The sequence below is a fragment of the Vibrio sp. Evd11 genome, assembly GCF_900382755.1.
In the GTDB taxonomy this organism is placed as follows: Bacteria; Pseudomonadota; Gammaproteobacteria; order Enterobacterales; family Vibrionaceae; genus Vibrio; species Vibrio lentus.
On record NZ_OSDX01000007.1, the window covers coordinates 130,205 to 140,933 of the forward strand.

Consider the following 10,729-nt stretch of genomic DNA (forward strand, 5'->3'; position numbering starts at 1 on the left):
CTCTGGTGGCTGTATGAGCCGTTTTGTGTGTTAGCGAGTATCTTTGCTCAAGTAGAAGTCATAAGAGTGCTTAAAATGGCTAATAGATAACAAATGATCTTCTTGATCGTAACCAAACTACTAATCAGACTTCCTATGAGGCGCTATAACAGCGAGTTTTATCGTTCCCCCCGCTAACAAGCCCTTTACTTCATTGCCAGCTCATACTTATCAACAAGGCTCTTTTGATAGCTACCGTTCTGAATGCGTTTGAGTTTGTCCAAAAACTCTTTTTGGTACTTATCAGCATACCCATGGTTGTTATTTGGATTGTGGTAACGTCCGGCAGCAACGGCCCAGTTTTTGTAGATGTTGTATTGTTCTATCAAAATTTGGGATGCCACGATTCCATTATTCACGGGATGAGCTAACTGCTCTATGGAATCCACCCTATGCGAGTGCCACCGCCAATTAACTTGAAACAATCCAACATCGAACGAGCGCTTCCCTTCTGAAATCAGGTCATTTGATGCTGCAATCAACTGCCCTAAGTTTTCGTATCGGAATGCTTTACCTGCAACATTGATAGTATATGGCCATGGTCGAACTGTTCGATCATTCATGCGAGAGTTCGTTTCTTGCACAGCTAGGGCGTATAAAATATCAGCAGGTACTTTTGTTTTCTCTGACAGCTCTAAAAAGTACACCGGGACAAAAATAACTTTGGTCTTGTTCTCGGCACTAACGGAATTAGAAAAGCAGATAATCAAAGCAATCCCTATTTGAATAAAAAATTTCATTCAAACCTCCAAGTTCTCTTATTGGATATGGTAACGGGTTGTTTCAGATTCGTTCCGATTTATGTAGAAAGGCACTTTGCCACCATTGCTAAACTTAGCTACAAGCGGATTATTTCGATTTGCCTTAATCGTGATCTTTCGATTCTCAATTTCTTCTTGATTCAAACCAAGCTTTCCTAGCAAATCCAATACTTGCCTTTCTGTACCGTTAGTAGCGTGAATGTCTAGTTTCGTAATGGTAGAGGTGGAAGCGATAGCGAGAGTTATGAATGTTTTGCATTCAACTTCACAATCATCTAAGTCTAAAAATATTGAACGAAGCTTTTGGAATTGTTCAGGAAGAACTTTTGAAAGCCCTTCTCGGGGAGGTGAGAGGTTTTGGAGTCCCACGTTATCTAACCTGATAACCTTGTTGGCAGCTAACTGAAAAGCAATTTCTCGATCACGACGGTTAGTTTCGAGGTTATTCATAATTCGACCATAGTAGGCACGGTCGGCGTCTGTAGTTGCCAGATTACCAAGAACGATAGGTGGATCTAAATTTGGAGTCCATGTACCTCTAGGGGTGTATGTTATGGCGTATTTATACTTAGCCCAATCAGAATCTTTTAAATTCCAATTTTTAGCTTTAGCTTTATCTTCTTTAGTAAGTTCTATGTCTATTCCGTCAACAGCGTAAGTAACGTTTGTATTACCAGTTTTGCTGTCTATGACTTTGGTTTGTTGAACGTCTAATTTGGGAACGTAAACAGCCGAGTTAGCTGAGAAAGCTAACGCGGCGGCAACGGATACAAGAGAGAAATTAATTACTTTCATAATCTAGCCCTCTTGGATTAAAGTAAATTTCTTCCCGGAAAGGCTCAGAATCAAAACGCTATTTGAAGTGATTCTTTTAATTTTATATTGCCCTACCTGGTCGCCTTCGATGATTGGAATAGCTCCGCTAATATCATCTGAAAGTTCAGCAACTCGTTGGCTACCATGAGCTACGATGCTACCTAATTTAAGTGGGCCTAATTGTGTGATCGTAACGCCATAAGTCGAATCATCATTCGCAGCACTAGATTTTTTAACATTTACCTCTGCGTTGTCGGCTAGATCTAAAGACTCTTTCAAGGTTTCTAACTTCTTGATCATTTCTTGTTCAGAAACGTAACTCTTGTCGTTTATGCCGCGAATTTCATTTCTTAAAGACTCCATTTCTTCTTTAATCGTAACAGTGAAGTTTTCTGTAAGTTTTAGTTCAGAAAGCCGCCCACTAATTTCAGATAGCCTCTTTTCTCGTTTTGCAGACTCTAAAGAAAAATTGTTGATTTCGTCTTCAATGAGAATTTTCAGATTATCTATTTTGTTCTTTAAGTTATTTGTTTGTTGCTCCATGTCTGCTACCGCTTCGTTAACTCCGATGTACTGTTCAACTTCAATTTGTAAATTTTCCATTTCAAATTTTAGTTTCTGAATTTCGTTAGCTGATGGATTAGGACTCTCATTGTCAGACAAGTTTACTAGATTCAAAAATTCTTGATCACTAGTGAAATAAATCCAAGCTCCGCCTGTCAGTATAGATAAAAGAGCAAACCCACCTATCCAGTTACCAATTCGAGATTTGCCTTTTGGTAACTTTCCATTCTCAGAAGTCACAATGGCTTCGTTTCCATTGTTTGATTCATTAGCATTTGCCTGTACTAATTTTTCGTTACTTTCTGATGTCGATTCCGTGCTTGAGCGTTCAGTTTTCGATTCCTTAGAAGTTGAAACTTGTTCCTTCGTTTCATTAGGAATCGATTCTTGTTCTTCTTGTTGATCAACGTCATGCGCAACACTCGCATTGACATCTAATTTATTGCTATTTCCTCTCATGGTCATTTCCTTAGCTTTGCTTAACAGGTGTGATGGTGATGATTCGACTTTCTTCATTGATACCGACTTGAAAGCCAGCACCAATGATCGTTTCAACTACTTGCAATGTGGTTGAACGAATAAAATCTCTATTCGTGAGCGGGAGCTTTAGCGAATAGAGCTTTAACGTTTCAATGTTCGTTAACTGCAAGTTTTCCAACGTGTACCCGGAAAGACTAAGTGCGTAATTTAAGGATTGACCAATGTACTTAATCGATGACGGAAATTTTAGCGACGTTACACTAAGTAGTGGGTACTTTTGTTGTAATCCAGTATCTACTTTTACCTGCGTGTAACCCCCAACATCCATTACAAGAGAGTCTTTGATTTTTTGTGTATGGTTCTCGTTTGCTTGCGTGCAAAACGTTACGACCATTAGTGCTAATGCAACAGTACATATTCGCATGTTAGTTTCCCAAATTTAGTTAGCTTACGTCTAACCTTTACGCATTTAGGTTTTCACAGGCAGTTTTTATGCACCGCATTTTTGGCACTTTCATCGAATCTAAGAAACAGATGTAGATAAGCCAAATGTCGCCCCGCAACATATAGCTTATCTACATATATTTTATATAGTGATCAAAAAGAGAACTACTGGATTTTTCAGTGTAATCTTATACATCTATTTGTGTATGCAATTCCAGAGTTAATTATCCACAATTACCAAAAAAAATGTACGTAAATCCATGAACTTATGTATTAGACCATGAATTTTTGTATGGAAATCCGACTTTTCACGTATTAATTCCAAAAAAATAAGGATGCTTTTCCAAAAAATCATAACCATTTTCAGTGTTTCACATTTGAGAATTTCTTTGTCTAAGGAAAGTTAAATCGAAAAAAAACACCCACATAGTTGTATGTAGGTGTCCTGAAAAAGTCGTCATAATGTGGATTATTGATACAAGTTTCTTAACTTTTCTTCGATCCCTTTGTCCATAATATCATTACGGTGTGATGATATTTCAGGCGCGCAGTCTGCACGTAGCTCCAAGTAAATAACTTCTTTTGAAAGTTGTACTTCTTTGTTTTTTTGAAAGGCCAGATTCACTTTAGCAGTGTTGTAAGCAAGGTCTTCACGACTAATCCCGGTTGACGTCCAAGAGTTGATTTGTGCTAGAACTTGTCGAAATTTTTTCTTCAAAACCTCACGACGTTCTTTCACATCTTTCACCTTTAAGATCGAATATTGGTCGCAGTAAAACAAGAAGTATAAAAGAGTATCTAACTCTTTAACTAGCCATAAAAGGTTGTACGACAAACGATGCGCTAAGGTAATCTCTACTGTTGAGCTAGTGCTGTTTTTGGGTATATTAATTTCAGCATTAGCACCTTGAAATTTTTCTTCGATCAGAGCGTGGATGTTAAGTTGTTCTTCTCTATAGAAGTTACCAAGATTGATTATTCCGCTTTCAATGTTGAGTAAAAGTTGGTCTGCAAATGGGTCGTCTTGACGAACTGCATTAAGGATTTTTAAAAGCTTTGTATCAAACCAATCTAAACCTTGAATAAAGTGAGTGCCGTTACCATTTTGCCCCCCTTTTTTGGAGAAAAGCATTTGTGGGGCCGCCTTTGTGTAGAACTCAATTTTAACAGAAGGAATGTCAGGTTTTGTTTCTGTCATTGTTCCGTGCAATGCAAGTGCACTTTCGCTTTGAGATCCACCAATTTTAGTTAAGGATTCGAGGGCGTTTGGTTGCATGTGTTGTTGATGTTGTGGTCGATTCTCTTTGCTAGACATAGCTAACTCCTTGCTTGATTTTATCTACTAAATCGAAAACTTTTGTTGAAATGCTCTTGTCGATTTTATTCATGTATTGACCACTTTCGTCGGCTACTTTTATCAGCGCATCTATGTAATAAAAGTTCGAGTTTAGGTCGATTGTATGTGCAACTTTTGAAAACGTTTCTTCAAGTTTTAGCAATCTAAATTGCTTAACTTTCAAATTGTTTTCTTCATAATTTTTGCTCATTTTTTCGCGTGATTCTTCGATTTGATGACAAAGAAAATTTCGAACTGCTTTGCTCGTTCTCTTCGATGAACCGATCATTTTAAATAGTGTTGGGTTTGCTGTTGAGGACGCCTTTCTTGCATAAAGCTCGATTAGAATTTGGTACTTTTCAAGCATCTTTTTAATGAGTTGCTTACCCTGTTTTGTATTGCTAAATACACTCAAATTTTTAATGTCATTTACTTCGGTGACATTCTCATTTACCAAAGTACTAGCTTCAAATAACGCGATAGAAAGTTGCTTATCAACGACTAGATTTGCGTCTGTTTCTTCTAAGTTGAAGTGGTTTATTAGTAGTAACTTTGACTCAGGATTTGGGCGAGACAGAATCTCGTTTATTAACATTGAATCGCTTAATACAGCATCTTCTATACAACTAGTAAGCATTAGTCTTTGACTAAATGCGTGGCTCTTAATTGTCATTGTTGAACCTCTCATTCAATACGTTTATGAATGTATCTGTAAGGGCTGGATCATCAAAAATAGTTTCTGGTGATTCTCGATGTACGTGGTCGATTACATCCAATAAATCTATTTGCCCGGCCAATAGTGAAAGGGACAACAGAGATTGAAGTTGATCCATGTTTTCAGGCAGGAAGTTGGGAGAATGGACATTCCAAAACTTGGCAGTAAGAGTGTTAAACATGGTGTGATTGACAATCCTAACGACCTTTCTAAACACAACTTTATTACGTATTTCCAAGGGTAATATCATAGGTACTTGAGCTCCTTAATAGATAAAGAAAGAGCATCATTTAGTAGTGGATATAGACCGGGTAAAGCTAGTTCTGGCTCTACATCAAAATCGTCTTTCAACTGGCTTATATCGCCATCTTCACACTTTGTATTTTTTAGCGCTAAGAGAGAAACCAGCTTTAGAAATTCAATGTATCGGCTCGAATGTTCAAAGTAGTGTTTTAGTTCTTTAAGGGACTCTCTATCGCTTTCCGAAAGTACAAGTGCAAGTTGGTCAACAGTAGTTATACCTGATAGATTTAGAGCTGATATAAGCTTTCCTAGCTCTTCTACATAACTAGTTTTACTTTCTTTAGTTAAGTCGATTTTGAAGTGCATGATGCCGTTAGCTACTTCTTGAGGTGTTAGGTATTTTTTCATACCTTGTAATCTTAGTGTGTGGTTTTTGAATGTGATTCCGCGCTTGGTAAAGTCCGTTAACATAAACTGTGAAAAGCCGTTTTTATCAGCTTCTATTACAAACTTTTCTAACTCAGTAAACGATTCAAAAGGCTGCTCAATAACATGGGGTATCGTTTTCTTTAAGCGGCGTACATAATAAATACACTTCTTCTTATAGCTGTCAGAAAGATCTGAGTAACCACTAGGCAATTCAGGTATTGTATTTAGGATTTCGTTTATGAATTTTGTTCCATTCCCCATTGTTCCTTCCTTTTTTTCGTTGCCTTCATTAAAGATCCATAAACTAGTTAGAGTTGGTTAGTTCTAGCTTTGATTATGTCGAGTGGAATGTTGTGTTCCTCACTGAGATTACTAAGCGTTGCTTCAATGAGTTTCTGAACACGAAGAGATTCTTCTTTCTCTACTTCACGTTCCAATAAAATCTCAGCGGAAGCATCGGCAAACATCAAAGCCAACTTACTAATACGAGATTCCGGCAATGAATTGAGCTTCTTTTTCAGAGCTTGTTTGGTGCCTAGAGCTTTGATTAATTCTTGGGTTGGCTTAGGTAATACGTCCTTTTTACTCATATCTGGCAGATCCCTATTTATGGAAAAATTTATGGTGCTACTGAATAGTTTATTCCCGAAAAAAATGACTAATACAAAAAAAACAGGCGAGATGGCTGACAATAAAAGTAGAGACAATAAAAATGTTTCAAGTCAATGTGTTAGTGAAAGTGGAAGTTCTAGTTCTAATTTTGAAAGTTCAAAAAATGTGAACTTGTTCCTAGAACCAGAAACAATCTTGAGAAGAGAGCAATGTGTGTATTTGGTTGGTCAAATAAAGGAAATAGCAGGGTTAAATGACAAGCTATTCGACCTTTACTATAAGCCTGCAATTTTATCATTTACACGGTTATGCCAAAGCGTAGCTGCGTCCGATAGGCATCACCATTCTGAGCCCTATGGCCTTATAGAACACTCACTTGAGGTGGCCATGTACGCTATGCGTAAGAGTCAAGGTGCTGTGTACTTTCCTGATCGTGAAGTGGAGACTATTCAGTGGTTAGAACGCGTTTTCATGTACTCATGCTTTATTGGTGGCTTGCTTCACGATGGAGGAAAGATTTATACGAACTTTAAGTGGTTTACTCGAAACCAAAATAAAAAGTGGAAGCTATGGAACCCAATGATTCATCAGATCCCCAAAGAGCATGAACAGGTTGAGTATCGAATAACTACATACAAAAATAAAAGTGGGCTTAATGTGTATCATCAATCATCACATGAGCTTTTCGCATCTAACCTGTTTCAAGATGTTGTTCCTCAAGCGGGGTTAGAATGGATTATTGGTTATAGTGATACTCATGCTGCAGAGTTATTCATAGATTTAGTACATACAATTGGGTCCGATTATGCGCTAGGTCATGAGTTAGGTGAATGTGTTAAACATGCAGATCAAGTTTCAACGGACGATGGTATTAGGCGTCATCATGCTATCAATCGAAATAGCTCATATGTGGATTTGCAAGACCCGAACCTTCCAGTATTTGAATCATTTTTAGCCGTCATTAAAGACGTCATAGCGTCACCAGATTCATTCAACCTAGTAACTAACAAAGTGGCCATGGGTAAGTATTCACAAATGGAGCGATATGGTGATCTGATTTTCCTTTCAGCAAAAAGTGTCTTACCGATAATAAAGAAACGATTGTCAGATACGAATATTCGCTTACCCAACGACCAAGCAATTTTTACTTTACTTGTTGATAATGAAGTAACTTTACCTGCTCCTTCTGGTGACACTTTCTGGTGGATTGAGTTTTTTAGCACCAACAATGCGAACAAATCGAAAGAAATGTCGTATTTCGTAATCGACGCTCACAAACTAACAGAAATAGGTATAGATGATTTGCGCTCTTTTGATGTTCAATATCGAATTAGCGATAAAAGTCTTGCGATGTGTGAAGATGATGAAGATGAAGTATTGGAGTACTCGGAAGAAAACTATCCTGAGGTTTGGTCTTTATTCCATGATTCTGATTTTGAATTGTTTAAAAAACCAAATAAGGGCCGTTCACTTAAAGGTGAAGAAGTAGAAGGCTCATACGAAGATAACAGTAATGCTAATCAAGAAGATGGTAACGCTAATCAAAATGATGGCAGCAATGATAAACACGAAGAGTTGGTTTCTCAAAGAGAAGAAGTCGTTGAAAGTGGTGTCGGACAAAAGGTTAACGATACTGTTATGTCTTTCGGTAAGACTCAAGATAACAATGAGACTGATACAGTCTCAGAACAACCGGACTCGACAGATGTAGCCACAACTCCCAAGAACACACCATTAATCAAAACAACCCCTGCTACTCCGCCTCCCGCGACGGTCATTTCGGCGCCAAAAAGTAATAATGCAAATCAAAACAGATCAACACCTGCCACCCCACCGGTATCTGGCCCAAAAACGAATAACGCAAAACAAACGAAATCAGCTGCCAAAGTATCAAATTCCAGCAATCAGAAAAAAAAGCCGGCACCAAAGAAAAAAGCAAACGCAACTCAAGGTTCAATTTTGGATAAGGCAATTGGTATTGGGCTTGGTTTGAATAACTCGAATGTAAGTACTAGTAAACCTAAAGTTAGCAGTCCAAAAATGCATACTAATTCAAATCAGTCTCAACAGAAAACACAATCTCAATCTGTTACGAGTACAAAAAACGTAGTAATGATTGAAAGTGAGTTGCCTGAAAAGGCGTCTGTGGCTCCATATACACCAAAGGCAGATGATTCATACAGTGCGCCCCCGACAACGGCTTACGATACCGTTAATTTGCCGGAGCCGCCTATATTCGATGTGCCTAATTATAGCGATGAAGATTTTGTTGATCCGATGGACATGGTTGATTATGACGGTGGTATCACTATACATGACAGCGAAGGCTACGTTGATGAAAACCAAAGGCCATTTGAATCTGAAACTAAAGTAACGACATCACCGAGAAAGGTTGAGTTGTCAGAGAAAATGGTAAAACTCTTGGCACGAAACCATAGTTTAGGGTGTGAGTCTGACACGAGAGTTTATGATCAGGATGTAGAGCAAAAAATACTAACAAACCTTTTATGCACTTGGATACCCTACATAGAAGCAGGAATTGAACAAGGAACAATCTCTTTTAATGAGCCGGGATCTCACGTGTTACATTTACGAGAAGGCTTATTTTTCTCAATAGATAAGTTCAAAGATACATTCTGTGAATCCCTTACTAGAGAATTGTTTGGCCAACTAGAAAAAAGCGCCGCTACTTTAATGAAAGATGAAAAATCGATACTAGGAATTATTCATGAGAACGGTAAGATTCAGAGTGGCTACATTCTTACAGTGAGAGCCTTACTACCTGGTGGTAAAAATATGCCTTTGTATCGCGAAGCAAAGTTGAAGTAATAAAAAAAGCAGCTCAGATGGATTTGAGCTGCTTTTTAATATGGAGTAATCGAAGGTTGTTTGAAGTGTATTATTCTCCAAATATATCCGCCTTTCTCACTTTGAGTTCTTCGAAAATTGATTTGATGTCATTTTTCGCATTTTTCATGCGTCGGTTGACTGAACCAACAGAAAGGCCAAGTTCTATCGCGACTTCCTTTGGAGTGAGTTCGTCAACGTTGTTCATGTATAACAATTCCATTTCTTTATTGAATAGCTCTGATGGTGTGTTTTCACGTAGATGGTTTAGTGCTTGTTCAAAGTCTCGTTGCTCTAGTTCAGGGCTATCCTCTAAGCTGTGGTAGTCAGTTATAAAGGAAGACTCTAAAACCTCTTTGATTTGAACTGTTTTGTTTCTAGGGCCGCGTATCACTGACCTGTTTCGGTTGAAATCTATGATTGAGTTTCGTAAGCACGCAGATGTATAACGAAGAAACTCAGGGTATGTTTCAAATTCCTTCTTACCATCGGCATAGAGACAACAAATCTCATACATTTTGGTGTCGATAATCTGTTTACACTCAGATAAGTCATCGCTGGACTTGGCGAAACTATCGTACTTGATGATGTTATCTATCTTTTGCGATAAATCCTTCTTCGAACGTGCGAATAGGTTTTTTGGCAAACACTTCGCAAATGCTGAATTATCCATATTTCCACCTGACTGATTTGTTACGTCCATATATATAAATTTTCCATGTTTTATTTGCTTTGTATGCCGTATGCCGTATGCCGTCTTTTTATAAATTTGCAAACTTAACGTACAAATAATAAACCAAATGAGTGAAACACTTACAGTTAATAATGCGCTCAAATTAACTAGGACCTTGAACTGGATCCTATTTTATGAAATTGAGAGAACTATTAATGACCTGCTGCACCAAAGTCACGCTTTGTATCGATGATGCTTTAACTCATTGAAATTGTATTTATTTACGTCATTCTCGGCGCTGCCGGATTAGTGGCGAACCGATCAATTATAATTATGCAATAGATATAGTATGTTTGGTCAATCTACTTATATGTCAACATATGGGGTGACTTATACGTAAGTATATTCTCCCTACTCATTACCAAGCCAACTCATCATAAATGAGATGAATTTAAGGCTCAAAATTTTATAAAAAAAAAATATAAAATTTTGAGTTATATGTGGATGTTGTCTCGTTTTCCGTTAGGGATTGTATATCGAAGTAACGAGATAGTGTGGACATATAAGTAGACTGTTTGAAACTAAGAACCTCTCTGTATTGAGAGGTTCTTAGGTGATAAAGGTTAAACCTTAACGAAATGGTCGATTACCATTCCAGTTGTCAGGATTAATCTCATCATGTTGTTGTGGCGGTTCTGCGTAATTACTGTACTGCTTCTGTGGCGCGGCTTGCTGCTCACTCTGCGGCGTATACGGCTGCTTCTGTGGCT

General features: G+C 37.9%; 10 protein-coding genes. 1 reads left to right on the forward strand and 9 read right to left on the reverse strand.

What is annotated here, in order from left to right:
- Positions 1 to 185: 185 nt before the first annotated feature.
- The 8 genes from ED652_RS04960 to ED652_RS05000 form a co-directional block, all read right to left on the reverse strand.
- The gene (locus ED652_RS04960) at positions 186 to 779 is read right to left on the reverse strand and encodes a transglycosylase SLT domain-containing protein (protein WP_122053714.1); all 594 of its coding nucleotides are present in this window, start codon (positions 777 to 779) and stop codon (positions 186 to 188) included.
- A gap of 18 nt (positions 780 to 797) precedes the next feature.
- Positions 798 to 1,595 (reverse strand): hypothetical protein, encoded by a 798-nt coding sequence (locus tag ED652_RS04965; RefSeq protein WP_122053715.1) that lies wholly within the window; start codon positions 1,593 to 1,595, stop codon positions 798 to 800.
- 3 nt (positions 1,596 to 1,598) lie between these two features.
- A complete protein-coding gene (locus tag ED652_RS04970) occupies positions 1,599 to 2,639 on the reverse strand; it encodes a hypothetical protein (protein WP_122053716.1) in 1,041 nt (346 codons plus the stop codon).
- A 10-nt stretch (positions 2,640 to 2,649) separates the two neighbouring features.
- Positions 2,650 to 3,084: a hypothetical protein gene (locus ED652_RS04975; RefSeq protein ID WP_122053717.1), complete on the reverse strand. Its 435-nt coding sequence runs from the start codon at positions 3,082 to 3,084 to the stop codon at positions 2,650 to 2,652.
- Between the two features lie 489 nt (positions 3,085 to 3,573).
- Positions 3,574 to 4,419, reverse strand: a complete 846-nt coding sequence (locus tag ED652_RS04980) for an AcaB family transcriptional regulator (RefSeq protein WP_122053718.1) — start codon at positions 4,417 to 4,419, stop codon at positions 3,574 to 3,576.
- On the reverse strand, positions 4,412 to 5,113 hold the full coding sequence (locus tag ED652_RS04985; protein ID WP_122053719.1) for a hypothetical protein: 702 nt from the start codon (positions 5,111 to 5,113) through the stop codon (positions 4,412 to 4,414). Before ED652_RS04985 ends, ED652_RS04980 begins: the two co-directional genes overlap by 8 nt.
- A 288-nt stretch (positions 5,114 to 5,401) precedes the next feature.
- Positions 5,402 to 6,088, reverse strand: a complete 687-nt coding sequence (locus tag ED652_RS04995; protein WP_122053721.1) for a hypothetical protein — start codon at positions 6,086 to 6,088, stop codon at positions 5,402 to 5,404.
- A 47-nt stretch (positions 6,089 to 6,135) separates the two neighbouring features.
- A complete protein-coding gene (locus ED652_RS05000; RefSeq protein ID WP_122053722.1) occupies positions 6,136 to 6,417 on the reverse strand; it encodes a hypothetical protein in 282 nt (93 codons plus the stop codon).
- A gap of 19 nt (positions 6,418 to 6,436) precedes the next feature.
- On the opposite strand from ED652_RS05000, the gene ED652_RS05005 reads away from it, so the two are divergent.
- On the forward strand, positions 6,437 to 9,268 hold the full coding sequence (locus ED652_RS05005; RefSeq protein WP_122053723.1) for a TraI domain-containing protein: 2,832 nt from the start codon (positions 6,437 to 6,439) through the stop codon (positions 9,266 to 9,268).
- Positions 9,269 to 9,338: 70 nt separating this feature from the next.
- On the opposite strand, the gene ED652_RS05010 is transcribed toward ED652_RS05005, so the two are convergent.
- Positions 9,339 to 9,959, reverse strand: a complete 621-nt coding sequence (locus tag ED652_RS05010) for a sigma-70 family RNA polymerase sigma factor (RefSeq protein ID WP_162929915.1) — start codon at positions 9,957 to 9,959, stop codon at positions 9,339 to 9,341.
- Between the last annotated feature and the right edge of the window lie 770 nt (positions 9,960 to 10,729).